The following is a 22,445-nucleotide window of genomic DNA, read 5'->3' as shown; positions in this document are numbered from 1 at the left end:
TTGTCCGCTGTAACCAGCCCCGAACAGGCACCCACTGTGGTGGACCCCCGGACCCTGCTGTCCGCCGAGGAGTTGGCCGCAGCCCGCGCCAACGTCGACCGCGTCCCCCGACTGGACCCGGCCCAACTCGACACGGTCGCGGCGGTGTTCCGACCGCACGTGCGCGCCGCGCTGAACAGGCGCAGCCGAGCAGCCTGACCCTTGGGTACGACACGGCCCCCTGTCCCGATCGGGACAGGGGGGCCGTTCGTGCTGCGCGGTCTACGCCGCGACCGTGTCACCGCCCGCATCGGGCGCAGGCTCCGGGGCGCTCACCGGCACCGAGTACCGGAAACCGGGGTCGATCGCGGCGGTGTCCAGCCGACCCCGCGCCTTGCGCTTGGTCGGCAGGACCTTCGGGCGCATGATCGCCCGCAGGATCTCGCGCTGCTGGGTCACCGCCAGTCCCATGAACACCGTCCGGACGTCGGTGCCGATGATGTCGACCAACGCCGGGGGCAGGGTCGCCCGCTTGGCCTTCTCGTTCTCCTTCTCGATCCTGGGCAGCAAGTCGGTCTCGAAGATGCCGAACGACTCCGCCGTGATCTTCCCTTCCATCGCCTGGACACGGAGCGAGTCCAGCCGCGCCCGCAACTCCTCGGCCTTCTTCTGCGCCGTGCGAGCCTCGGTCACATCGTCGTCGATGCGGAACAACTGGGCTGCGTCCTCCCGCTCCAACAACAGCAACGCCTGTTCGGTCAACCACGCGTCCACCAGCGTGTAGTCACGAGTCACACACGACTTGTCCTTGCAGCGGATGCGCTGCTTGCCGTGGGTGAACACCACGGTGGTACGGCCCTTGCACACCCCGCACTGGGAGATCCCGCTCCAGCGGTGCTTGGCCCGGTCGCCGTCACGGACGGTCTTGCGTTCCGGGGCGTTCAGCAACGCCACGAGCTTGGCGTGCTCGTCGTGGGTCTTGATCCCGTTCCACGTGGTCTTCACCGGCACCAACCTGGTCGAGCCCGAATCGTCCGGGTCCGCCTCCTTCTGTAGTACGACCTCGCCGTGGTGGCGACGCAGCCCGGCCGACGGCGGGCTCAGTGCGATGTTCTTGACCTTCGTCCCGTCCCACCGACACGGGAAGAAATGCCGCAGGCCCTCCCGGTTCAACTCGCGGCCGACTTCCTTCAGGGTTTGCCCGCCCTGCACCCGAGCAACGATCGTGTGTGCCCACTCACGATCCTCGGGAGTCAACGGCTCCAGGAACTCCGCCCATTCGACCGGGTGTTCCCTCATGTCCACCAACCGTGCCACGTAGCGCTTGTTCCAGAGGCTGTCACGGGGACACGGAACACCTTCCGCGTTGAGCGTCTTCGCGACCCAGTTCAGGGTTTTGCGGTCGAGCAGCCAGTTCACGATCCGGCGGATCACCTTGGATTCCTCGTCCACGATCGCCCAGCCCAACGACCGCCCGGTCTCGGGACTGTAGGTCGGCCGGTAGCCATAGGCGATGGGCCCCGCGTGCTTCCCCTTCTTGGCGCGAGCCTTCACACCTCGACGCGAGTTCATCGAAATCTCGTCGGCACGACCTTCGGCATTCACCGCGTCCCGCGCCGTGTCCTGGCGGTCCTTCGGGTCGCGCATGTCGTAGATACGGCCACCGTAGGCCCAGAACGCGCCGGCCTCGATGCAGATACGCCGCAGCCGCGTGTAGACCTCAAGGTCACGCTGTGCGCGTGAGGAGTCCCAGGTCCACAGCAGGTTCGCCTTACCGGACTTGAGATCCGCCAACGCGAGTTCGTAGGAATCCCGGTCCTGCCTCGCGAACAACGACCCGCTCAGGTTGTTGTCACTGTGGGTCGCGACGTGGATGATGGCGTTCTCGTCGAAGAATTCCTCGCCCTCGTCCTCCTGCGAGTCGACGGAGACCGTGTTTCCCCACCGGTCCTGCGAAGCGCGCACGTAACGAATGCCGAACAGTTCTGTCATCGAAGCCCTGCGCGTGCGCGCAGGACCCGCCAAGGCCAACGGAATCGTACTCACAGACGCCCCCCGGAAGTGTTACCCCGAGCGTACTCCGCAGAATGCGTAACGTCCTGTGAAAACAATCGCTTTGGGCTCGCAGAAATAGTCGCCGACTCGACCCCCTGCCCCTTACGCGCACAGGCGGGGAGTTGTGCGGAAGTTGACTGGATTTGAGTTACCATATTCTTACAGTGAGTCAACATAGCTATTCACAGTAAGAACAAACAGAAGCAACATCCTGTTCGCCGTGGAGGCCACCCGCCGCTGGGCCGCCGACGGCATCACCGCCAACGCCCTCATGCCCGGCGCGATCGACACGAACGTGCTGCGCAACATGAGCCCGGAGATGGCCGACGCGATGCGCGACCGCATCGGCGTCGACGGCTTCTGGAAGACCCCGGCGCAGGGGGCGTCCACCTCGGCGCTGGTGGCGACCTCTCCCCTGCTCAAGGGCATCGGCGGCCGCTACTTCCAGGACAACCAGGAGGCTCTCCCCCACACCCCGCCCGTCCGCGACGGCGTGGCGTCGTACGCGCTGGACCCGGCGGTGGCGGCGCGGCTGTGGGACGTGTCGCTGGAGCACGTCCGGCCCTGACCGCGCGGCGACGACGGCCTGTCGTCGACAAGCCCTCCGTCAGGCCGTCATGACCGACGAGCGGGTGGGCGGACCGCGTCGACGACCAGTTCGAGGAGCGTGGCGGTCCGCTCCGGCTCGCCACTGGCCGTCGTGGAGAGGAAGACGCCCAGGAGCATCGCGGCGACGTCCTCGGGGGTGACGTCCGCGCGGAGGGTCCCGGTCCGCACCCCCTCGGCCAGGATCATCGCGATGGCGCCGGTGACGCGCTCCCTGGTGACCGGTGTGGCCATGCTGCCCGACTCCCAGCCCGCGCGGAGCGTGCCGATCATCCCGCGCTTGGTCGCGACGAAAGCCGCGTAGCGCTTCATCCACGCCCGCAGGGCGGCCTCGGGTTCGAGTGAGGCGAGCAGGACGGGGGCGCTGTTCGCGACGTCGTCGATCTCGTTGGCGTACACCGCCTCGACCAGCGCTTCGCGTGTGGGGAAGTGCCGGTAGAGGGTGCCGATGCCCACTCCGGCGTCGCGGGCGATGGATTCGAGGGTGACGGTGTCGTTCGCCGCCGTGAAGGCGTCACGGGCGGCGGTCAGGAGCTTCTCGCGGTTGCGCTTCGCGTCCACGCGGGGTGGGCGCACGGGCGGGTCGGCGTGGACGTCGGAGGGCGTCGGTTCGGGCGCGGTCAAAACGGAGGCACCTCCGGTAGTGCTACAGTCGAAAAAGCGGAGGGACCTCCGCCTTCTTCACCACCGTACGAGGATAGGACGTCCATGTCTTCCACCGGTACTTCCTCCGACGAGACCACCGCCACTGGCGCCCCCCGCCCCGGCGGCCCCGGCCTGCTCGCCGGGCGCACCGTCTCCCGCATCGGCTACGGGGCGATGCAGCTGCGCCAGAACACCGACCGCGCCGCGGGCATCGCGATGCTGCGGCGCGTGGTCGAACTCGGCGTCGACCACATCGACACCGCCGAGTTCTACGGCCCGGCCAACGACCTGATCCGCGAGGCGATCCGCCCCGAGGACGGCGTGCTGGTCGCCAGCAAGGTCGGCGCGGACCCGGACCCCGTCGGCCCCGTGCCGCTCCGCCTCGCGCAGCGGCCCGAGCAGCTGCGGGCCAGTGTCGAGGTCAACCTCAAGAGCCTCGGCCTCGACGCGATCCCCCTGGTCAACCTGCGCCGCACCGACACCGGGCCGGGCGTGCGGGCCGCGGGTGACCAGCTGGTCGACCTCGACGACCAGCTGGCGACGATGGTCGAGCTGCGCGACGAGGGCAAGATCGGCGTGATCGGCCTCAGCGGCGTGTCCCTCGACGTCCTGCGGCGGGCGCTCCCGGCGGGCATCGCCTGCGTGCAGAACGCCTACAGCCTCGTGTCCCGCGACGACGAGGAGATCCTCGCCCTCTGCGCCGCCGAGGGCATCGCCTGGGTGCCGTTCTTCCCGCTCGGCGGCGACCTCCCCGGCCTGCCGAAGGTGACCGACGAGCAGGCCGTGCTGGACGTGGCGGAGTCCCTGGGCGCCACGCCGATGCAGGTCGGGCTCGCGTGGCTGCTGCACCACGCCCCGAACGTCCTGCTCATCGCGGGCACCTCGAACCCCGAGCACCTCCAGGCCAACGTCGACGCGGGCGCGATCAGGTTCGACGCCGAGACCCTCGCCGCGCTGGACGCCGTCCCCTCGCGCTCGGGGGACATCCTGCTCGGATGACCGGTCAGCGGGCCAGGCGCACGGCGATGCCGTCGAGGACCTGGTCGAGCCCGTCGGCGAACGCGACGCCGGGGGCGAGGTTCGTGCCGTCGTGGACGAACTCGGACAGCACCGGGTAGCGGCCGGTGGCCAGGACCCGCACCAGGTAGGGGCCGTTGGCCTGCTGCCACTGGCGCTCGTCCAGGCCGGTGGCGCGCTCGGCGCGCCGCTCGGTGACCTCGCTCCGGAGGGCGCCGAACACGTAGGCGTTCGCCGTCCGGACCGCGCTCATCACGGTGTCGATGTCGCCGAATCCGGGGTCGGCGCGCAGTGCCGCCAACAACATCTCCGTGTGCTCCAGCGCGTGGGGTCCCAGGCGGGGCCTGCCGCCGAGCAGGTCGGCGAACCACTCGTGCCGGAGCGCGGCCTCGCGGACGCGCGAAGCCGTGTCGCGCAAGGCGTCCCGCCAGTTCCCGGCAGGCGGCCTCGGCGGGGCGATCATCTCGCCGTAGACCTCGTCCACCATGAGGTCGAGCAACTCCGCCTTGGTGGCGAGGTAGCCGTAGAGGCGCATCGGGCCCGCGTCGAGCGCGGCGGCGACCTTGCGCAGCGACACCGCGTCCAACCCGTCGGCGTCGGCGAGCGCGATGGCGGCGCGGACGATCCCCTCCCTGCTCAGAGGGGTAGGGGTCGGCCGGGTCGGTGGCTGGGCCCGTTCCCAGACGACCACGGGCTCGTCATCCCGTCCTGACACCATCACGCCTCTTCCACCGATTGCGACACGCGGGAAAGCTACACCGCGGCCGTCCGATACAGTGTATTGACAGAGACACTGTATCGGACGACCACGGAGCGAGCACCCATGACCATCGCCATCATCGGGGCGGGCCCCGCGGGCCTCGTCCTCGCCCGCACCCTGCACGTCCACGGCATCGACGCCACCGTCCACGAACGCGAACCCTCCCGCACCGCGCGCACCCAGGGCGGAATGCTCGACCTGCGGCTCGACAGCGGCCAGCGCGCCCTGCGCGAAGCGGACCTGGAGGCGGGGTTCCTCGCGATCGCCCGCCGCGAAGGCCAGGACATGCGACTCCTCGACCACACCGGCACGCTGCTGCTCCAGGAGGACACCGCCGACGACGCGCCGATGCTCCACCCCGAGGTCGACCGCGCCGACCTGCGGGACCTGCTGCTCGACTCGCTGCCGGCCGAGACGGTCAAGTGGGGGCGGGCGTTCCGCGACGTCACCGCGTTGCCGGAAGGCGGGTACCGGATCCGCTTCGCCGACGGCACCACCACCGACTGCGCCCTGGTCGTCGGCGCGGACGGCGCCCACTCCCGCGTCCGCCCGCTGGTCACCGACGCCCGGCCGCACTACTTCGGCGTCACCGCGGTCGACCTCGCCATCCCCGACGTCGACCGCGCCCACCCCGACCTGGCCGCGGCCGTCGGACGCGGGAACTACTTCGCGGTCGGCGACAACCAGACCCTGGGCGCCCAGCGCAACGGCGACGGTTCCGTCCGCGTGGGCCTCACCTTCCGCGTCCCGGAGGACTGGCCCACCACCTCGGGCCTCCCCCTCGACGACCCCGCCGACACCCGCGCCGCCCTGGAGGAACTGTTCGCGGGCTGGGCACCGGAGATCACCGCCCTCATCAGGGCGAGCGGGGACACCATCACCATCCGCCCCACGAACGTGCTGCCGGTGGGCCTGACCTGGGACAGCGTGCCCGGCGCCACGCTGCTCGGCGATGCCGCCCACCTCATGCCCCCGGTGGGCCTGGGCGCCAACATGGCCATGCTCGACGGCGCCGAACTCGCGCTGGCCCTCGCCGCCCACCCCGGCGACCCGGACACCGCCGTCCGGGTCTACGAGGCGGGGATGTTCCCCCGCACCGCCGCCGCCGCACGCCAGTCCTGCGACGTCCTGGACATGCTGATGTCCCCGAGGGGCGCGCGGAACATGCTGGAGTTCTTCCAGCCCGCCGGGTGACCTCAGCGCTTGCGGCGGTAGGTCAGGGAGACCGAGCCGGTGGCCATGGTGTTGGCGCCGTCGAGCGCCCACGACGAGGCGGGGACGTCCTCGCCGAAGAAGCGCAGGCCGTCGCCGAGGATCTCCGGGGCGAGGTGGACGCGCAGTTCGTCGACCAGGTCGGCCTTCAGCAGCGAGCGGATGACACTGGCGCTGCTGAGCACGATGATGTCGCGGCCGGGCGAGGCCTTGAGCTCGCGGACCTCGTCCTCCAGGCCCTGCTTGGCGATCCGCGCGTTCTGCCAGGCCGCCTCGGTCACCGTGGTCGAGAAGACGACCTTCTCCACCCGGTCCAGCCACAGCGCCATGTCGTGGCTGCGGCCCGACCCGTTCGGGTCCGCGGCCACCGACGGCCAGAAGCCGAAGAAGCCCTCGTAGTTGGACCGGCCGAGCAGCACCGTGTCGGCACCGCTCCAGACGCCCGCGAAGTACGTCGTCATCTGGTCGTGCACCGAGTGCTCGACCAGCCACCCCATGTCCCCGCCGGGACCGGCCGAGAAGCCGTCGATCGAGAGGGTCACGTTCGCGATGAGCTTCCGCTCGGTCATGTCGTCTCCAGGGTTCGCGTTCCGCTTGTGCCCCTGGGACGAAGTCGCGACGGCCATCTCGACACGGCCGCGAAGTTCTTCCGGATCTTTTCCCCGGCGGCGCTACCGGGGCTGCATGTCCATGACTTGCAGGGACGATCCCGCGTAGAGCTTCGGCTCGTAGGTCATCACGACCATGGGGCTGCCCGCGGCCTCGACCACGACCTGCGCCACCTCCAGCGCGACCAGGTCCCGCGATCCGGCTCGGATCGCCTGCTCACCGGTCTCCAGCGCGTTGGTCGCCGACAGCGTCAGCACCTCGACCGGACCGGCGGGGTCGTCGAGCAGCCAGGACAGGTCCGGGTGGTCGCCGTCCAGGTGGATTCCGGCGGCCACCAGCGACAGGGCGGGCACGATCAGCGGGCGGCCGGTCGTGATGGCCCGCACCACGACGGCCTGGGCCAGGCGCGGGTTCCGTTCGCGTTCGTAGGCGACCAGGAACGTCGAGTCGAGCAGCAGGGCGCGGGGCAAGCTCACGCGGCGTGACCCGCCCCGATCCGGTCCACCCGCGCCAGGAGGTCGCTGGCCTGCGCGGCGGCGGCCTGGTACTCGGGCGAGGCCGGGTCGATCCCCCCGTGGGCGAGCAGGGCACCTGCCAGCGACTCGCGGTGCTGGTAGATCGCGCGGACGCCGGGCAGGAGCCGGTCGAGCTCGTGGGCGGGCAGCGCGGCCAACGACTCGAGGCCAACCCGGTCACGTGCCGCGATCCGCAGGACCAGGTACTGGTCGGCGGGCGAGCGGTCGGTGAACGCCGGAATGGTCATGCTCCTGATGCTAACCGGGATCGGTCCCGGTCCGGAACAGATCACCGGCCGGACGTCGGCCCGCCTCAGGAGACGAACCAGACCCGTTCGATCCGCTCCGCGCCCACCTCGTACATCGCCACGGCGGACCGGGCGCCGCCCGAGCTGAGACCGGTGACCAGTTCCTGGTCCACCACGATCCGGCCGTGCACCATCCGCGACACGAGCTTCACGTGCAGACCGGGGTTGGCGTCGAACAGCTCCTGGCACTTGACCCGGAACTCGGGCCCCGAACGGTCGGTCATGAGCTCGTTGCCGGGAAACGTGAGGACCGGGATGTCGTCGACGAAGTGCCCGAGGAAACGCTCCAGGTCGAGGGCGTTGTAGGCGTCCAGCTGGCCAGCGACGATCTCCTCCGGCGACACACGACCCCTTTCGGCACCGACCGCCGTCGACACGCGGCGGCATCTCGACTCGGTTGGACAGGGCGAGCCTGCCAGGCCGACCGGCCCCGTGATGTGTGCCAAATGGACCTAATCGGCGGCCGCGGGGCCGGTGGGGCCGGCCCCGCGGCCGATCATCAGGCCACCGGGGGCCACGGCAGGTCGGCCAGCACGGGGAGCAGGAACTCCTCCTCGTGGTCCAGGTGCGCCCGCAGTTCGTCGGACAACCTGGTCAGGGCGGCGCGGAACGGCTCGGGGTCGGCGGTGCCGATGTCGTCGAGCAGCACGAGCAGACCCGCTTGGACGCGGGCCATCACGCGGTGCTCGTCGTCGAGCCGGTCGAGCACCTCCCCCAGGTGGGGGTGGTGGTGGCGGACGCCGGGGAAGACCGCGCCGTCCTCGCCCCGGTGGTGGAACGCGAGCGCGTCGCAGAACTCCAGGCAGTGCTTGCGCAGCTGGAGCCCGAGGCCCGGCGCGGGCGCGGGGCCGGGCCGGTTCCGTGCGGCGAAGTACTCGTCGGCCTCGACGCGGACCTGGACCAGCTGCTCGCGCAGCCAGCCGTGGACCTCGACCAGCTTCCCGGCCAGGGTGGTGACCTCGGGCGGCGCCGGTTCGGAACGCCGAAGCACCACGACGGGCAGCGTGCGGCTGGTCTTGCCCTGGTAGTCGGCGTAGCCGGGCGCGACCGCGGTGACCCGCTCGAACAGCAGCTCGCGCCGGTCGTCCCCGGCGGGGGTCGCGACGGCGTCGAACGCCTCGGTGCCGACCTCCACGCGCACCAGCGGGTGGGCGAGCAGGTTGTGGAACCAGGCGGGGTGGCGGTCCGCGCCCCCGGCGGAGGCGACGACCAGCAGCTCGTCGCCGTCGCGGACGTAGCCGAGCGGGACGGTGTGCGCGGCCCCGGACCTGGCGCCGGTGGTGGTGAGCAGCAGCAGGTCGCCGCCCGCGAAGAAGCCGCCGACCTGGCCGTGGTTGGCGCGGAACTCGTCGATGGTGGATTGGTTGAAGGACATGCGTGTGTGCTCCTGGAACGCGTGGTTGACGTGGCCGACCGGAGGCACGCGCCAGCCTGTCCGCGAAGGGACGAGGGGGTGCGTGCGGCGACGGTTACGTCAGACGCGGGGAGCGGAGTCCGGAGTTCATGACTGGTCCCTGGGTGAAGGTGTCTCGCCCGACAGCCGGCCTGCCCACAGCTCTTGGCCGGGGTCACGCGAACACGGGACCATTAGAACGATCACCGGGTCGTCCTGTCAAACGGCGGTCAGCGGCCCGAGCCGCGGACGGCGCCGATGCCCGCGACGACCACCAGCACGATCGCGGCGACATCGGGCCAGGCCAGGTCCTGGCCGAGGACGGCGTACCCGGCGAGCGCGGCGACGGCGGGGGCGAGGCTCATCAGGATCGCGAACGTGGACTGGCGCAGCGTGCGCAGGGACAGCAGTTCCAGCGTGTACGGCAGCGCGGAGGACAGCAGTGCGACGACGGCCCCGAGCGCCAGCGTGACCGGGTGGAACAGGGCGCCGCTGAGGCCGAGCGGGAGGCTGATGACGGCGCTCACGGCCATGGCCAGCGCGAGGCCGTCGGCCTTGGGGAAGCGGCTGCCGGTGCGGGCCGAGCACACGATGTAGGCGGCCCACAGCGCCCCGGCGCCCAGTGCGAACGCGGTGCCCACCGGGTCGAGGCCGTCGAAGCCGCCGCGGCCGAGCAGCGCGACCCCGACCAGTGCCAGACCGGCCCACAGCCAGCTGGACGCCCGACGGGAGGTGACGACGGACAGGACCAGCGGTCCGAGCACCTCCAGGGTGACGGCGGCGCCGAGCGGGATCCGGGCGATGGCCTGGTAGAACAGCATGTTCATCACGGCCAGTGCCACGCCGAACAGCACGACCACCGCCCAGTCCGCACGCCGGTAGCCGCGCACCGACGGGCGGCACACCGCGAGCATGACCAGCGCGGAGATCGTCAGCCGCAGCGCCACCACGCCCAGCGGGCCCGCGAGCGGGAACACCATCGAGGCCACCGCGGCCCCGACCTGCTGGGACAGGATGCCGCCGAGCACCAGGCCCACGGAAGCGGCGCGGGGTGCGGAGGGGGCTGTCGGGCGGAGCGCGGTGGTGGTCACGCCGCCACGCTATGGGCGTGGCGGCGGGCCGTGAAATGCCGTTCCTCCAGCGGTTATGCTTGCCGGACATGACCGTTGAGCTGCGTCACCTGCGCTGCTTCCTCGCCATCGCGGAGGAAGCCAACATCACGCGCGCCGCGGCCCGCCTGCACCTCGGGCAGCCCGCGCTGTCGCGCACGCTGCGGCAGCTGGAGGAGCACCTCGGGGTGCGGCTGGTCGACCGGTCCACCCACCACCTGCACCTCACCGAGGCCGGGCACGCGTTCCGCACCAGGGCGCTGACCGCCGTCGCCGCGGTCGACGACGCGCTCGACCCGACCCGCGTCGGCACGTGGCCGTTGCGGCTGGGGCACGCCTGGGCGGCGCTCGGCGACCACACGACCGCGTTGCTGCGGCGGTGGCGCGAGACCCACCCGGAGACACCGCTGGAGCTGCTGCGCATCACCGATGCCACGGCCGGGTTGGACCAGGGGAAGACGGACGTCGCCCTGGTCCGCGGCCCGGTGAGCGGCCCCCGCGCGCTGCTGCTGGCCGAGCCGCGGCTGGCGGCCGTGCCGACCGGAAGCGACCTCGCCGGCCGTCCGGCGCTGGCGCTCGCGGACCTGACCGACCAGGTGATCGTCCTGAACCCGCCGACCGGCACCACGACCACGGCGTTGTGGCCCGCCGCGATCCGGCCTTCGACGACGGTGGTCGTCGCCAACACCGACGACTGGCTGGCCGCCATCGCCTCCGGGCGGGGCGTCGGCGTCACGACCGCGGGCACCGCCGGGATCCACGCCTACCCCGGCGTCGCCTACGTCCCGCTCACCGACGCGCCACCCGTGCCCGTGCACCTGGTGTGGACCGACCCGCCCCGGCACCCGGCCATCCCCGACCTGCTCGCGCTGGCCCGCGACGTCGTGGGCGGCTGAAACCCGGTTGCCCCTGGTGTGGTGGTCTGGTCCGCTACGCCGATGGATGAACGAGCGGTACTCGCCGCGTACGACGAGCAGATCCGCAGGCATCCGGGCACCGACGGCCACGTCGAGCACGAGGACCACGTCATCCGCTCCTTCGGGCAGGGGTGGACGGGCGTGGAGTGGTCCTCCCTGGACACCGCGGGGGCCGACGCGGTCATCGCCGCGCAGATCGCGGCCTTCGGCGCGCGCGCGTGGGAGTGGAAGCACTACGACCACGACCAGCCGACCGACCTGCCCGCCCGCCTGGTCGCCGCGGGTCTGATCCCCGAACCGGCGGAGACCCTGCTGGTCGCCGAGATCGCCGACCTGGACCTGACCACGGGCCCACCGGACGGGGTGACGCTCGTGCCGGTCGTCGACCAGGCCGGGATCGACGACCTGGTGGCCGTGCACGACGCCGTGTTCGGCGGCGACCACTCCCCTGTCGGCCGGGTCCTGCTGGAGGGTTTGGAGCGGGAGCCGAGCACGCTGGCCGCCGTGGTCGCGATGGCCGGACCGGTGCCGGTGTCCGCCGCGCGGGTGCAGTTCCACGAGGGCACCGAGTTCGCGAGCCTGTGGGGCGGTGGGACCAGGCCGGAGTGGCGCGGGCGCGGGGTGTTCCGCGCTCTGGTCGCCCACCGCGCCGCCCTCGCGGCCGCACGGGGGTTCCGCTACGTCCAGGTGGACGCGACCGCGGACAGCCGCCCGATCCTGCGCGGGCTGGGGTTCGTCGAACTCGCCACGACGACGCCGTTCAAGCATCCGGGGACGATGCCCGTGAGCGGCGGGTGACCGCCGGTCCGGTGGCGCGAGGACAATCGCCCACGTCACCGGCCCGCCCGTCCTGGCGGCATCCGGGACCGGGCGTCAACCACGGACAAGACGCCACAGCGACGTGACTTCCGCGGCACGGGCGGCGTGCAGGAAGTCGTCGGCGTTCCGCGCCCGCGGATGCCTCGCCCTGGTGTCGATCCTGTCCACCACGCGCAGGCCCGCTGCCCCGATGCCTGCCAGCAGCTCGCCGCGCGTCCTGAGTCCGAGGTGCTCGGCCAGGTCCGACAGGACGAGCCACCCTTCGCCTCCGGGCTCGAGATGGCAGGCGAGTCCGTCCAGGAAGCAGCGGAGCATGCCGCCGTCCTCGTCGTAGACGCCCAACTCCACGTCGGAGGTGGGCCGGGCCGGGATCCACGGAGGGTTGCAGACGACGAGGTCCGCGCGCCCGTCCGGGAAGAGGCAGGGGCCGACGACGTCGACGCGCTCGGCCAGGCGCAGTCGGCGGACGTTCTCGCGGGCGCAGGACAGGGCACGCGGGCTGATGTCCGTGGCCACCACACGGTCGACACCCCGAAGGGCCAGGACGGCCGCGAGCACCCCGGTTCCCGTACCGAGGTCGAACGCGACGCGACGATCCGCGGGCAGCGGCGCGTCCGCGACGAGGTCGACGTATTCACCCCTGACCGGGGAGAACACCCCGTAGTGCGGGTGGACGCGAGCACCGAGGGCCGGTACCTCCACGCCTTTCGCGCGCCACTCGTGGGCGCCGATCACGCCCAGCAGCTCGGTGAGCGGGACGAGCGTCGGCTCGGACGGCGGCCCGTACGCCTCGGTGCACGCCCGGCGCACATCAGGGGCTCGACGCAGGGCCAGGCGGTGGTCTTCGTCCAGCAGGACCAGGAGCCTGCCCAACACGCGGGCGCGGTGGCCTCGAGCCCGACGGTGCAGGCGGAAGGATTCCGCGGGGTTGTCACCGCGCCGAAGGGGTTTCCGGTCGATGCGCCTGCTCATGGCTTGCAGCAGGTGGCGGCCGTTGTGGAAGTCGCCCCGCCACAGCAGGTCAACGCCCTCGCAGGCCAAGCGGTAGGCCGTGTCGGCCTTCATGCGGTCGTCCGCGTCGACGATCCGACGATGGGGCGGGGCCGTGCTCCCGGGGTGCCGGACGGCGGATCGGGACGTGCTCGGGTCGGTCCAGCGGGTGGCGGACACCAGTACTCCTCGTGCTTGAACGTGCGGGGGGCACGAAAAGCACTTCGACGAGGAGCAGGGCGAACGGCCCGTGCGGTTACACGGGCGCGTGCGTCGGGCAGGTAGGGCTACCGCTCCCGCGTCGAAGCGCGAGAGGAGGTGTCGCCGAGAACCATGCCGAGTGTCACGAGGAGCCCTTTCGGAGAGACGGGGCAGAGGTTCCCACAACCATCGCACTGCGGGCGCATTGGCCTGCACTGCGATGGTCCACGACTGGAGTGGGGGCGCCCTCGCGCCTGATGCGGAACCGCGGGCTGGTCCCCTGCGGTGCCGGGCCGAAATGGCGAATGGCAAGGAGAAAGCTCTCCCTGCCACCTTCAATTTATAGCGCACCCCCGGTCTTGCGGCAAGACCGGGGGTGTGCTGCACAATCTGCGCCCGAAGCCGGTACCAGCGGAAACGAGGGAGATTCGCGACCGGCTGAATCGCACCATGTTCGAATGCGGGGGTACATGATCGACGTGATCATCGCCGGTGGCGGACCGACCGGCGTGATGTTGGCGAGCGAGTTGCGGTTGCACGGTGTGCGGGTGCTCGTGCTCGAGAAGGACGCCGAGCCGACCAGGATCGTCCGGTCGCTGGGTCTGCACGCGCGCAGCATCGAGGTGATGGACCAGCGGGGGCTGTTGGAGCGGTTCCTCGAGCTGGGCACCAAGTACCCGGTGGGCGGGTTCTTCGCGGGGATCGCGAAGCCGGCGCCGGAGCGGTTGGACACCGCGCACGCGTACACGCTCGGCATCATGCAGCCCGTCACCGACCGGCTGCTGACCGAGCACGCGGTCGAGGTCGGGGTGGAGATCCGGCGGGGTGTCGAGGTCGTCGGGCTGGACCAGGACGACGAGGGGGTGGACGTCGGGCTGGCGGACGGGACGCGGTTGCGGGCGCGGTACCTGGTCGGCTGCGACGGGGGGCGGAGCGCGGTGCGCAAGCTGCTCGGCGTCGGCTTCCCCGGTGAGCCGAGCCGGGTCGAGACGCTGCTGGGCGAGGTGGAGCTGACGGCGTCTCAGGAGACGCTGACGGCGGTGATGACCGAGGTCCGCAAGACGCAGCTGCGGTTCGGGGTCGGGCCGATCGGCGACGGGGTGTTCCGGCTGGTCGTGCCCGCCGACGGGGTGGCCGACGACCGGTCGGTGCCGCCGACGCTGGAGGAGGTGAAGCGGCAGCTGGTGGCGACCGCGGGCACCGACTTCGGGGTGCACTCGCCGCGCTGGCTGTCCCGCTTCGGCGATTCCACGCGGCTGGCCGAGCGGTTCCGGGTCGGGCGGGTGCTGCTGGCGGGCGACGCGGCCCACACCCATCCGCCGGTGGGCGGGCAGGGGCTCAACCTGGGCATCCAGGACGCGGTCAACCTGGGGTGGAAGCTCGCCGCCGAGATCGACGGCTGGGCGCCGGAGGGGCTGCTGGACAGCTACCACGACGAGCGGCACCCGGTGGCCGCCGCCGTGCTGGACAACACCCGCGCGCAGATGCACCTGATGTCGTTGGAGCCGGGGGCCCAGGCGGTGCGCAGGCTGGTGACGGACCTGATGGACTTCGAGGACGTGAGCCGGTACCTGACGGAGATGATCCACGCGATCGGGATCCGCTACGACTTCGGCGGGGGTCACGAGCTGCTCGGCAGGCGGCTGCGGGACGTGCCGCTCAAGCACGGGCGCCTCTACGAGCTGACGCGCGGCGGCCGCGGGCTGCTGCTGGACCAGACCGGCGCGCTGTCGGTGGCCGGGTGGGCGGACCGGGTCGACCACGTCGTCGACGTCAGCGAGGAGCTGGACGCGCCCGCGGTGCTGCTGCGGCCGGACGGCCACGTGGCCTGGGTCGGTGAGGACCAGCGGGACCTGGTCGCCCACCTGCCCAGGTGGTTCGGCGCCGCGACCTGAGCGCGGTGGGGCCCGCGCGGCGCGGGCCCCACCCGTCAGACGGTGAAGCCCAGCTTGCTCGGCGTGCCGTTGCGGACGTTCTCGCGGTGCTCGTGGAAGTTCATCGAGTCGAAGAGGCCGGTGCCCTCGGCGAGCCTGGTCAGCACGGCCTCCTCGCACTGGTTGATCGCCTCCGCGGCGTCGACGACGGCGGCGAGCTGATCGGGCGAGGCGGCGAGCAGCCCGTCGTCGTCACCGAGGACGAGCGTTCCGGGCGTGATGTCGACGCCGCCGCAGCGGATCGGGAGCTGCGTGCGCGGCGGCGCCACGGCGGGGCCGGAGCGGGGGCAGGTGCCGCGGGCGTAGACGGTGAACCCGAGCGGGCGCAGGGTTTCCAGGTCGCGGACCAGGCCGTCGACGACGATGCCGGACAGGCCGCGGCGGTGCGCCTCGGTGGCGAACAGGCCGCCCGCGACGGCGACCAGCGGGTTCGCCGACGCGTCGACGACGAGGACGTCACCGGGCTGGGCGATCTCCAGGCCCTCCATCACCGACAGCAGGTCGCCGTCGGACTGGACGGTGACCGCGCGGCCCGCGATCGTGCCCTCGCCCGCGAGGCGGCGGATGCCGTGGTCGAAGGTCGGGAGGGACTTGTCCGCGTCGCTGACCACCGACACCGGCAGCAGGCGGGCGCGGGTCAGGAGGCTGTCGTGTTCCATGGCTGCACCCTAGGAGCCGTCGACGGGGTCGCGGCGGCGTGGCACGCCCCGTACCCCTCGGCGCGGCGGACGATCCGGCCCGATTCGACGCGGATCGCGGCCTCGGTGTCGTCGTCCACGGTCGGCAGACCCGCGGCGGCGGCGAGGAATCCGCGTTCGTCGCACACGACCCGCAGCCGCGGCCACGCCGACTCCGGGACGGCTTGGCGCAGGCACGCGCGCAGTTCGGCGACGGTCAGCCTGGCCAGCGGCGCCAGTTCGTCGGGGTGGGCGGTGACCAGGACGGCCGTCACGTCGGCGCCCGCGCGCACGGCCTGCTCGACGGCGGCGAGCCGGTGCAGGCCCAGGACGGCGACCACCCCGTCACCGGTGAGCGGGGCGGGCGCGCCGGTGAGCAGGTCGGTCGGTGCCGTCGGCGGGGTCCACGACTCGTCGACGAGCGCGGGCGCCAGGTCGATCGGCGATTCCGGCCAGTGGTCCCCCGTGGCCAGGTCGGCGAGCTGTTCGCAGGCGCGGACCACGTGGAAGATCTCGCCGAAACCGGGCGCGGCCCAGGCCAGCGCGGTCGCGCCGTGCAGCGTGGTGAGCGCGGCCTCGGCGACCCGCACCAGCCGTCCCGCGGCCGGGTCCAGCCGTTCGAGGGCGAGGCCGAGCAGGATCGCGTCCAACGCCATGAGCTGTGCGAACGGCCGCCTGGTCAGCTCGTCGACGGCGACCTCGGGGATCAGGTCGACGCCGAGCCCGTGCCGGTCGTCGCTGGCCATCGGGAGCCGGGCGACCCACGCGCGGGCGAACACCCCGAGCGCCTCGCGGACCGTGAGGCCGGGGTCCACCGACGGGTGCGGCTCGTGTTCGGCGGCGTCCGCGAGCACCGCGAAGTACAGGGCGCGCTTGCCGGGGAAGTTGGAGTACACGGCGCCGCGGGTCAGTTCGGCGCGATCGGCGATGCGGTCGATCTTCGCTTCGCGGAACCCGTGCTTGGCGAACTCGGACCTGGCGGCGGCCAGCACCCCGGCGCGGTTGCGCTCCTGGGTCTCCGCCCTCGTGAGCCGGACCATCGTCCTCCTACCAGCGTCGGAGCACCCAAGATACCGCGCCCATGCGCATGGGCGCGTCATCCGGAAATTCGTCCCGCCGAGTTGTCGATCCGCGCGGTCGGTGTTCGTGTAAGCGGTGATAGCCAGGAACGAGGAGGAACCCCGTGAAGCAGTACCTGCTCAGCATCTACCAGCCCGACGGTCCCGCGCCGGAGCCCGAGGTCCTCGGTCCGATCATGGCCGACCTGGCCGGGTGGAACGACGAGCTGCGTGCGGCGGACGCGTGGGTGTTCGGCGCGGGCCTGTTCCCGCCGAGCACGGCGACCGTGGTGCGCGCCGGATCCGACGGGGTGCTGACCACCGACGGTCCGTTCGTCGAGGCCAAGGAGCACATCGGCGGGTTCACCGTCGTGCGCGCGCCGGATCTGGACGCCGCCCTGGAGTGGGGTCGACGGCTGTCGCTCGCGACCACGCTGCCGGTCGAGGTACGGCCCGTGCAGGACAACGGCTGATGTCCGACGTCGCGCGGATCTTCACCGAGGAGTACGGCCGCGCGGTGTCCGTCCTGGTCCGGGTGTTCGGCGACATCGACATCGCCGAGGAGGCGGTGCAGGACGCGTTCGCCACCGCCGTGCTCCGGTGGCCGGTCGACGGCCTGCCGCCGAGCCCGGCCGGGTGGATCATCACGACCGCCCGCAACCGGGCGGTCGACCGGCTGCGCCGCGAGGCCCACCGCGAGGACAAGCACGCCCAGGCCGCGTTGCTGCACGCCCGCGACGACGTGGGCGAGGAGGGGGGTCCGGTGCGCGACGACCGGCTGAGGCTGATCTTCACCTGCTGCCACCCCGCGCTCGGACAGGCCGCACGGGTCGCGCTGACCCTGCGCCTGCTCGGCGGTCTGAGCACCGCCGACATCGCGCGGGCGTTCCTGGTGCCGGAGGCGACCATGGCCCAGCGGCTGGTGCGGGCCAAGGGCAAGATCCGCGACGCGGGCATCCCCTACCGGGTGCCCTCCGAGGCGGACCTGCCCGACCGGCTGCGGGCCGTGCTCGCCGTGGTCTACCTCGTCTTCAACGAGGGCTACTCGGCGGTCGACCGCGATGACCTGTGCGCGGAGGCGATCCGGCTGGGCCGCCTGCTCGCCGAGCTGATGCCCGACGAACCCGAGGTCGTCGGACTGCTGGCCCTGATGCTGCTGACCCGGTCCCGGCAGGCCGCCCGCGTCACGCCGTCCGGCGACCTGGTGCTGCTGGCCGACCAGGACCGCGGCCTGTGGGACGCCGCCCTGGTCGCCGAGGGCCGGGCGCTCGTGCGGGCGTGCCTGCGCCGTGGCAGGCCAGGGCCTTACCAGATCCAGGCGGCCGTCAACGCCGTGCACAGCGAGGCGCCGACGGACTGGTGGCAGGTCGTGACCCTCTACGACCAGCTCATGGCCGTCGCGCCGAGCCCGGTCGTGGCCCTCAACCGGGCGGTCGCGGTGGCCGAGGTCGACGGCCCGGACGCCGCCCTCGCCCTGGTCGACGCGCTGGACCTGGACGGCTACCACCTGTTCCACGCCGTGCGCGCCGACCTGCTCCGACGACTGGGGCGGTCCGCCGAGGCCGACGCGGCGTACGAGGCGGCGCTGGCGCGGACGGAGAACAGGGCCGAGCGGGAGTTGTTGGGGCGCAAGCGGGGTTAGGACCCGGCCAGGTCGAGGCCGAGGGTGGCGAGGTCGCGGCGGATCGGGCCGAACGACTTCGCGCCGAAGCCGTGCAGGGCGAGCAGTTCGCGTTCGGTGGCCTGGGACAGCTGTTCGAGGGTGGTGTACCCGGCGCCGACCAGGGCGCGGCGGGCGGGTGCGGACAGGTCGGCGGGGAGTTCCATGCGGCGGATCCTAAGCGCCGACCGGCTCCCCCACCCTCGTCATCAGCGACGTGGGCGGGGGAACAGGACAGACCGATCCCGGCGCGATGTCGACCACGGGCGACTAGCGCGGGGACACGAACACCGGGCGCGTTCGGAACTCCGTGTCAGCGGGCCAGCAACGTCATCGTCACGCCCGGAGCGAGTTCCCGCGTCCCGGTCGGCACGAACCCGCGGCGCCGGTACAGCTCCATCGCGGGCAGGTTCGCGGTGCCGGTGGAGACGACGGTCCGGTCGGCCGGTTCGAGGGCGTCGAGGGCGTCGAGCAGCGCGCTGGCGATTCCGGACCGGTGCGCGCTCGGGTGCACGACCAGGCGGCAGATGTCGAGCGTGCCGTCCTCCAGCCGCTCCCACGACACCGCGCCGGTCAGCCCTTCGGTGCCGAGGAACGACTCGCCGCACGCGCGCAGTTCGTCGGGCGTCTCGTGGAGAGGCGGAATGGCGTCGAAACCGATGAGCCGCGCCTCCACGGCGTAGGCGGCCCGTTGCAGCTGCCACAGGCCGCGCAGGGTGTCGTCGTCGGACAGGTCGAGCCGGTGGATGGGGAGCGTCGTCACGCCGCGAACCTAGCCGTTCGGCCCAGGAGGATCGACAGCATTGGCGATTGCCGCCGCCGATGGCCGTCGATAGGCTCCGGAAACGCCGGTGCTGCCGGTGGCGGAATCGGAATTCCGTGGTTGTCGAATTGGGGGATTCACCACATGAAGGCCATTTCCAGGCTGAGCCGTGCCCTTTTCGCCCTGGCCGTGGGCGTGTCGCTCACCGCCGTCACCGCGGGCACCGCGAGCGCCGAACCAGGGCTTTCCGCCGCCGAAGGTGACAACGCCCCGCTCCGGGCGGCCGCCGCGTGCCCGCAGCCCGGCCAGCGGGTGAAGACGTCCACCGCCACCAACGTCTACCTCGTCAACCCGGAACGCAGGCTCCTGCTCATTCCGGACGAGGCCACCTACTTCGCCCTGTGGGACAGCTGGGACGGGATCGCGGTCGACGACCGGGTCAACGAGTGCTATTCGCACTACGACATCTTCGACGGCCCGCACCTGGTCCGGCAGAACGGCGGCGTGAACGTCTACATCTGGGACAACTCCCCCGGCTCGTACCGGCTGATCCCGACCCTCGAGGTGTTCGAGCAGTACGGGTTCGCCTGGAGCAAGGTCGTGGCCACGCCGTACAACGACATCCGCCCCGTCTCCTACCAGGACTGGACCAACTACTAGGAAGCAACCGGGTCAGGTCGCGGGCGTCTCCACGTCCGCGACCCGGTCGAGGCCCAGGCCGCGGTTGAGCCTGCCGACCAGCGCGGTCGTCGCACGGCGCGGGAGCAGCCTGGACACCAGGGTGCCGACCCGGTTGACCGCGCGGCCGGGGTAGGAGACGTGCCTGCCGCGCGCGAAGTCGTCCAGTGTCCGCGCGGCGACGCGCTCCGGGGTGTCGGCCCGGCGCGGGTCGATGGTGGCGGTGGTGCCGTCGAAGAACCCGGTGGCGACGGCACCGGGGTGCGCGGCCATGACGGTGACCCCGGAACCGCGCAGCTCCGCGGCGAGCGCTTCGCTGAACGACAGGACGAACGCCTTCGTGGCCGCGTAGGACGCCTGGTAGGGCATGGGTTGGAACGCCGCCGTGGACGCGATGTTGACGATCCCGCCGCGTCCGCGGGCGAGCATCCGGCCACCGAGCAGCTGGGTGAGCGCGACCAGTCCGCCGATGTTGACGTCCACCGACACCAGGTGCTGCTCCAGCGGCCGGTCGAGGAACGGGCCGACACTGCCCAGGCCCGCGTTGTTCAGGAGCAGGTCGACCTCGATCCCGCGCTCGCCGAGTTCCGCGACGACGTGCGCCGGGCCCGCCGGGTCGCCGAGGTCGGCGGTGATCACCTCCACGCGGACCCCGTGGGCCTCGCGCAGTCGTGCCGCCAGGTCCTCCAACGCGTCGCGGGACCGGGCCACCAGCACGAGGTGCGCTCCCCTGCGGGCCAGTTCGGCGGCGTAGGCGGTGCCGAGTCCTTTCGACGCGCCGGTGACGAGGGCGGCGGTTCCCTGGAATGTCTTCACGGTTCGACCGGCTTTCACCCACGAGGTACTTCGACTCTCGAAGCACACGTCCGACTGTAAACAGGTTCGATCCTCGAAGCAAATGCGTCCGACCTAGCCCTATTCGGTTGAATACTGCCCTAGCATTGGGATGCATAGGGTAGTTTGCGGAACATGTCAGGGGAGTTGTTGTCCGTCGAGCAGGTCGCCGACCAGCTCGGCCTGCACGTCCGCACCGTGCGCGGGTACGTCCGCGACGGCCGGCTGAAGGCCGTGCGGATCGGCAAGCAGTACCGGATCGCCCGCGAGGACCTGGCGGCGTTGACCGGGCAGCCGCCCGCGCCACCGCCGCGACGGCACGTGGAGGTGTCGAGCATCGTGCGGGTCGAGGGCATCGACGCGACCGATGCCGGGAGGCTCAGCAACCTGCTGATGACCGCCACGGCCGGTCCTCGCGAAGGTGACGGCCCGTTGCGCGTGGAGACCATGCACGACGCCGACCGCGGCACCATGAAGATCATCGTGCTCGGCGGCGTGGAGACGACCGCCGAACTGCTCAAGCTCATCGCCGTGATCACCGAGGAGGGGACCCGATGACCACCGTCTACCGATCCGAGGCAGGCGGCCGGACCGTCCGCGAGCACTACCGCGCGATGCTGGACCGCTGGCCGGTCGACGCGGAGCAGCGGACCCTGACGACCCGCGCGGGTGACACGTTCGTGGTGATCAACGGGCCGGTCGACGCTCCCCCGGTGATCGCGCTGCACGGCTCGGGGGGCAACTCCTCGACGTGGCTCGCCGACATCGCCACCTGGGCCCCGCACCTGCGGGTGTTCGCGGTGGACCTGATCGGCGAACCCGGCCTGAGCGCCCCGTCGCGGCCGCCGCTGGGGTCACCGGACTACGCGGACTGGCTCGACGACGTCCTGGACGGGCTCGGTCTGACAACGGCGGCGGTCGTCGGCATGTCGCTGGGCGGGTGGATCGCGGTCGACTACGCCACCCGCAGGCCCGACCGGGTCACCAGGCTGGCGCTGCTCGGCCCCACCGGGATCGGGCGCCGCAAGGTCGGCTGGCTGGTGCGGGCACTGCCGTTCTTCGCGCTGGGCCACTGGGGGCGGCTGCGGATCGTCCGGATCGTCGCGGGCGCCGACGTCGGCGAGTACCGCGAGGTCATCGCCTCGACGTTCCGGCACTTCAAGCCGCGGGTGGAGTTCCCGGCGTTCGACGACGGGGTGCTGTGCCTGCTGAGGATGCCGACGCTGGTCGTCGTGGGCGGCCGCGACGCGATGCTGGACTCGCGGGAGACCGTGCGGCGGCTGGCGGCGACCGTGCCGCACGCCGACGTCCGGCTGCTCCCCGGCGTCGGCCACTTCATCCCCGGCCAGGCGGACGCCGTGCTGGAGTTCCTCCGATGAGCGGCGTGCTGGTGCTCCCCGCGGACGGACCGCTGCTGAGCACCGAGCAGGACGCGGTGGACGTCATCGGCGAGATGTGGTCGCGGGACGCGGACACGGTCGTCGTGCCGGTGGAGCGGCTCGACGAGGGGTTCTGGACGTTGAGCACCCGGATCGCGGGCGGCATCATCGGCAAGTTCGTCGGCTACCGGGTGCGCCTGGTCGTCGTGGGGGACATCGCCGACCGGCTCGCGGCGAGCGACACGCTGAGCGCGTTCGTGCACGAGATCAACCGCGGCCACGAGGTGTCGTTCGTGGCGGAGTTCGCGGGCTGACCAGGGGGCGCGG

28 protein-coding genes are annotated in these 22,445 nt (G+C 71.9%); 13 read left to right on the top strand and 15 right to left on the bottom strand.

Annotated features, from left to right (window positions below; all coding sequences use genetic code 11):
• Positions 1-198, top strand: a complete 198-nt coding sequence (locus tag RM788_RS52015) for a hypothetical protein (RefSeq protein ID WP_315929236.1) — start codon at positions 1-3, stop codon at positions 196-198.
• A gap of 63 nt (positions 199-261) precedes the next feature.
• Here RM788_RS52015 and RM788_RS52010 read toward each other — a convergent pair whose 3' ends face one another.
• On the bottom strand, positions 262-1,971 hold the full coding sequence (locus RM788_RS52010) for a recombinase family protein (protein WP_315929235.1): 1,710 nt from the start codon (positions 1,969-1,971) through the stop codon (positions 262-264).
• Between the two features lie 283 nt (positions 1,972-2,254).
• On the opposite strand from RM788_RS52010, the gene RM788_RS52005 reads away from it, so the two are divergent.
• Entirely contained in the window at positions 2,255-2,602 is a 348-nt protein-coding gene (locus RM788_RS52005; protein ID WP_315929234.1) for an SDR family NAD(P)-dependent oxidoreductase, read from the top strand.
• 47 nt (positions 2,603-2,649) lie between these two features.
• Here the strand turns inward: RM788_RS52005 and RM788_RS52000 are convergent, their stop codons facing one another.
• Entirely contained in the window at positions 2,650-3,264 is a 615-nt protein-coding gene (locus RM788_RS52000; protein WP_315929233.1) for a TetR/AcrR family transcriptional regulator, read from the bottom strand.
• Between the two features lie 84 nt (positions 3,265-3,348).
• Between RM788_RS52000 and RM788_RS51995 the strand changes: the two genes are divergently transcribed.
• Positions 3,349-4,284 (top strand): aldo/keto reductase, encoded by a 936-nt coding sequence (locus tag RM788_RS51995; RefSeq protein ID WP_315929232.1) that lies wholly within the window; start codon positions 3,349-3,351, stop codon positions 4,282-4,284.
• Between the two features lie 4 nt (positions 4,285-4,288).
• Here RM788_RS51995 and RM788_RS51990 read toward each other — a convergent pair whose 3' ends face one another.
• Positions 4,289-4,993 (bottom strand): TetR/AcrR family transcriptional regulator C-terminal domain-containing protein, encoded by a 705-nt coding sequence (locus RM788_RS51990; RefSeq protein ID WP_315934945.1) that lies wholly within the window; start codon positions 4,991-4,993, stop codon positions 4,289-4,291.
• A 132-nt stretch (positions 4,994-5,125) separates the two neighbouring features.
• Here RM788_RS51990 and RM788_RS51985 point away from each other — a divergent pair, with 132 nt between their 5' ends.
• On the top strand, positions 5,126-6,256 hold the full coding sequence (locus RM788_RS51985; RefSeq protein WP_315929231.1) for an FAD-dependent oxidoreductase: 1,131 nt from the start codon (positions 5,126-5,128) through the stop codon (positions 6,254-6,256).
• Positions 6,257-6,258: 2 nt separating this feature from the next.
• Here the strand turns inward: RM788_RS51985 and RM788_RS51980 are convergent, their stop codons facing one another.
• The 6 genes from RM788_RS51980 to RM788_RS51955 form a co-directional block, all read right to left on the bottom strand.
• Positions 6,259-6,843: a dihydrofolate reductase family protein gene (locus RM788_RS51980; protein ID WP_315929230.1), complete on the bottom strand. Its 585-nt coding sequence runs from the start codon at positions 6,841-6,843 to the stop codon at positions 6,259-6,261.
• A gap of 102 nt (positions 6,844-6,945) precedes the next feature.
• Positions 6,946-7,359 carry a hypothetical protein gene (locus RM788_RS51975; RefSeq protein WP_315929229.1) on the bottom strand — a complete coding sequence of 138 codons (414 nt, stop codon included), beginning with the start codon at positions 7,357-7,359 and terminating at the stop codon, positions 6,946-6,948.
• Entirely contained in the window at positions 7,356-7,646 is a 291-nt protein-coding gene (locus RM788_RS51970) for a hypothetical protein (protein WP_315929228.1), read from the bottom strand. The genes RM788_RS51975 and RM788_RS51970 overlap by 4 nt, the downstream gene beginning before the upstream one ends.
• A 65-nt stretch (positions 7,647-7,711) precedes the next feature.
• Entirely contained in the window at positions 7,712-8,050 is a 339-nt protein-coding gene (locus tag RM788_RS51965; protein WP_315929227.1) for a nuclear transport factor 2 family protein, read from the bottom strand.
• Between the two features lie 155 nt (positions 8,051-8,205).
• On the bottom strand, positions 8,206-9,081 hold the full coding sequence (locus RM788_RS51960) for a nitroreductase/quinone reductase family protein (protein ID WP_315929226.1): 876 nt from the start codon (positions 9,079-9,081) through the stop codon (positions 8,206-8,208).
• Between the two features lie 248 nt (positions 9,082-9,329).
• Positions 9,330-10,190, bottom strand: a complete 861-nt coding sequence (locus RM788_RS51955; RefSeq protein ID WP_315929225.1) for an EamA family transporter — start codon at positions 10,188-10,190, stop codon at positions 9,330-9,332.
• A 68-nt stretch (positions 10,191-10,258) separates the two neighbouring features.
• Here RM788_RS51955 and RM788_RS51950 point away from each other — a divergent pair, with 68 nt between their 5' ends.
• A complete protein-coding gene (locus tag RM788_RS51950) occupies positions 10,259-11,104 on the top strand; it encodes a LysR family transcriptional regulator (RefSeq protein ID WP_315929224.1) in 846 nt (281 codons plus the stop codon).
• A 42-nt stretch (positions 11,105-11,146) separates the two neighbouring features.
• A complete protein-coding gene (locus tag RM788_RS51945; protein ID WP_315929223.1) occupies positions 11,147-11,923 on the top strand; it encodes a GNAT family N-acetyltransferase in 777 nt (258 codons plus the stop codon).
• A 75-nt stretch (positions 11,924-11,998) separates the two neighbouring features.
• Here RM788_RS51945 and RM788_RS51940 read toward each other — a convergent pair whose 3' ends face one another.
• Positions 11,999-13,114 (bottom strand): methyltransferase, encoded by a 1,116-nt coding sequence (locus RM788_RS51940; RefSeq protein WP_315929222.1) that lies wholly within the window; start codon positions 13,112-13,114, stop codon positions 11,999-12,001.
• 491 nt (positions 13,115-13,605) lie between these two features.
• Between RM788_RS51940 and rox the strand changes: the two genes are divergently transcribed.
• Positions 13,606-15,030, top strand: coding sequence for a rifampin monooxygenase (gene rox / locus RM788_RS51935; RefSeq protein WP_315934944.1), 1,425 nt, complete (start codon positions 13,606-13,608; stop codon positions 15,028-15,030).
• Positions 15,031-15,065: 35 nt separating this feature from the next.
• Here the strand turns inward: rox and RM788_RS51930 are convergent, their stop codons facing one another.
• Positions 15,066-15,728: an RraA family protein gene (locus RM788_RS51930; protein ID WP_315929221.1), complete on the bottom strand. Its 663-nt coding sequence runs from the start codon at positions 15,726-15,728 to the stop codon at positions 15,066-15,068.
• A complete protein-coding gene (locus RM788_RS51925) occupies positions 15,707-16,786 on the bottom strand; it encodes a TetR/AcrR family transcriptional regulator (protein ID WP_315929220.1) in 1,080 nt (359 codons plus the stop codon). The genes RM788_RS51930 and RM788_RS51925 overlap by 22 nt, the downstream gene beginning before the upstream one ends.
• Before the next feature lie 143 nt (positions 16,787-16,929).
• Here RM788_RS51925 and RM788_RS51920 point away from each other — a divergent pair, with 143 nt between their 5' ends.
• On the top strand, positions 16,930-17,277 hold the full coding sequence (locus tag RM788_RS51920; RefSeq protein WP_315929219.1) for a YciI family protein: 348 nt from the start codon (positions 16,930-16,932) through the stop codon (positions 17,275-17,277).
• Complete coding sequence (locus RM788_RS51915) at positions 17,277-18,446, top strand: RNA polymerase sigma factor (RefSeq protein WP_315929218.1); 1,170 nt, start codon at positions 17,277-17,279, stop codon at positions 18,444-18,446. The genes RM788_RS51920 and RM788_RS51915 overlap by 1 nt, the downstream gene beginning before the upstream one ends.
• On the opposite strand, the gene RM788_RS51910 is transcribed toward RM788_RS51915, so the two are convergent.
• Together RM788_RS51910 and RM788_RS51905 are read right to left on the bottom strand one after the other, a co-directional pair.
• Positions 18,443-18,631, bottom strand: coding sequence for a DNA-directed RNA polymerase subunit alpha C-terminal domain-containing protein (locus RM788_RS51910; RefSeq protein ID WP_315929217.1), 189 nt, complete (start codon positions 18,629-18,631; stop codon positions 18,443-18,445). The two genes, RM788_RS51915 and RM788_RS51910, sit on opposite strands and share 4 nt — an antisense overlap.
• 146 nt (positions 18,632-18,777) lie before the next feature.
• Positions 18,778-19,227: a GNAT family N-acetyltransferase gene (locus RM788_RS51905; RefSeq protein WP_315929216.1), complete on the bottom strand. Its 450-nt coding sequence runs from the start codon at positions 19,225-19,227 to the stop codon at positions 18,778-18,780.
• A gap of 144 nt (positions 19,228-19,371) precedes the next feature.
• Here RM788_RS51905 and RM788_RS51900 point away from each other — a divergent pair, with 144 nt between their 5' ends.
• Complete coding sequence (locus RM788_RS51900; protein WP_315929215.1) at positions 19,372-19,887, top strand: hypothetical protein; 516 nt, start codon at positions 19,372-19,374, stop codon at positions 19,885-19,887.
• Positions 19,888-19,899: 12 nt separating this feature from the next.
• Here RM788_RS51900 and RM788_RS51895 read toward each other — a convergent pair whose 3' ends face one another.
• Positions 19,900-20,721: an SDR family NAD(P)-dependent oxidoreductase gene (locus RM788_RS51895; RefSeq protein WP_315929214.1), complete on the bottom strand. Its 822-nt coding sequence runs from the start codon at positions 20,719-20,721 to the stop codon at positions 19,900-19,902.
• 153 nt (positions 20,722-20,874) lie between these two features.
• Between RM788_RS51895 and RM788_RS51890 the strand changes: the two genes are divergently transcribed.
• The 3 genes from RM788_RS51890 to RM788_RS51880 are packed head-to-tail and all read left to right on the top strand — an operon-like array spanning position 20,875 to position 22,432.
• Positions 20,875-21,297, top strand: coding sequence for a helix-turn-helix domain-containing protein (locus tag RM788_RS51890; RefSeq protein ID WP_315929213.1), 423 nt, complete (start codon positions 20,875-20,877; stop codon positions 21,295-21,297).
• On the top strand, positions 21,294-22,118 hold the full coding sequence (locus RM788_RS51885; protein WP_315929212.1) for an alpha/beta fold hydrolase: 825 nt from the start codon (positions 21,294-21,296) through the stop codon (positions 22,116-22,118). The genes RM788_RS51890 and RM788_RS51885 overlap by 4 nt, the downstream gene beginning before the upstream one ends.
• Positions 22,115-22,432 carry a DUF4180 domain-containing protein gene (locus RM788_RS51880; RefSeq protein ID WP_315929211.1) on the top strand — a complete coding sequence of 106 codons (318 nt, stop codon included), beginning with the start codon at positions 22,115-22,117 and terminating at the stop codon, positions 22,430-22,432. Before RM788_RS51885 ends, RM788_RS51880 begins: the two co-directional genes overlap by 4 nt.
• The last annotated feature ends 13 nt before the right edge of the window (positions 22,433-22,445 follow it).

The sequence above is a fragment of the Umezawaea sp. Da 62-37 genome (assembly GCF_032460545.1).
Lineage (GTDB): Bacteria > Actinomycetota > Actinomycetes > Mycobacteriales > Pseudonocardiaceae > Umezawaea.
Note: the sequence above shows the minus strand (reverse complement) of the source record. Positions and strands in the feature narration are given on the sequence as shown.

Coding starts and splice junctions, on each gene's coding strand:
- RM788_RS52010 (WP_315929235.1), bottom strand. CDS start 1,971: ATGACAGAACTGTTCGGCATTCGTTACGTGCGCGCTTCGCAGGACCGG.
- RM788_RS51945 (WP_315929223.1), top strand. CDS start 11,147: ATGGATGAACGAGCGGTACTCGCCGCGTACGACGAGCAGATCCGCAGG.
- RM788_RS51925 (WP_315929220.1), bottom strand. CDS start 16,786: ATGGTCCGGCTCACGAGGGCGGAGACCCAGGAGCGCAACCGCGCCGGG.
- rox (WP_315934944.1), top strand. CDS start 13,606: ATGATCGACGTGATCATCGCCGGTGGCGGACCGACCGGCGTGATGTTG.
- RM788_RS51970 (WP_315929228.1), bottom strand. CDS start 7,646: ATGACCATTCCGGCGTTCACCGACCGCTCGCCCGCCGACCAGTACCTG.
- RM788_RS51890 (WP_315929213.1), top strand. CDS start 20,875: ATGTCAGGGGAGTTGTTGTCCGTCGAGCAGGTCGCCGACCAGCTCGGC.
- RM788_RS51880 (WP_315929211.1), top strand. CDS start 22,115: ATGAGCGGCGTGCTGGTGCTCCCCGCGGACGGACCGCTGCTGAGCACC.
- RM788_RS51900 (WP_315929215.1), top strand. CDS start 19,372: ATGAAGGCCATTTCCAGGCTGAGCCGTGCCCTTTTCGCCCTGGCCGTG.
- RM788_RS51960 (WP_315929226.1), bottom strand. CDS start 9,081: ATGTCCTTCAACCAATCCACCATCGACGAGTTCCGCGCCAACCACGGC.
- RM788_RS51995 (WP_315929232.1), top strand. CDS start 3,349: ATGTCTTCCACCGGTACTTCCTCCGACGAGACCACCGCCACTGGCGCC.
- RM788_RS51915 (WP_315929218.1), top strand. CDS start 17,277: ATGTCCGACGTCGCGCGGATCTTCACCGAGGAGTACGGCCGCGCGGTG.
- RM788_RS51980 (WP_315929230.1), bottom strand. CDS start 6,843: ATGACCGAGCGGAAGCTCATCGCGAACGTGACCCTCTCGATCGACGGC.
- RM788_RS51910 (WP_315929217.1), bottom strand. CDS start 18,631: ATGGAACTCCCCGCCGACCTGTCCGCACCCGCCCGCCGCGCCCTGGTC.
- RM788_RS51930 (WP_315929221.1), bottom strand. CDS start 15,728: ATGGAACACGACAGCCTCCTGACCCGCGCCCGCCTGCTGCCGGTGTCG.
- RM788_RS51885 (WP_315929212.1), top strand. CDS start 21,294: ATGACCACCGTCTACCGATCCGAGGCAGGCGGCCGGACCGTCCGCGAG.
- RM788_RS51950 (WP_315929224.1), top strand. CDS start 10,259: ATGACCGTTGAGCTGCGTCACCTGCGCTGCTTCCTCGCCATCGCGGAG.
- RM788_RS51985 (WP_315929231.1), top strand. CDS start 5,126: ATGACCATCGCCATCATCGGGGCGGGCCCCGCGGGCCTCGTCCTCGCC.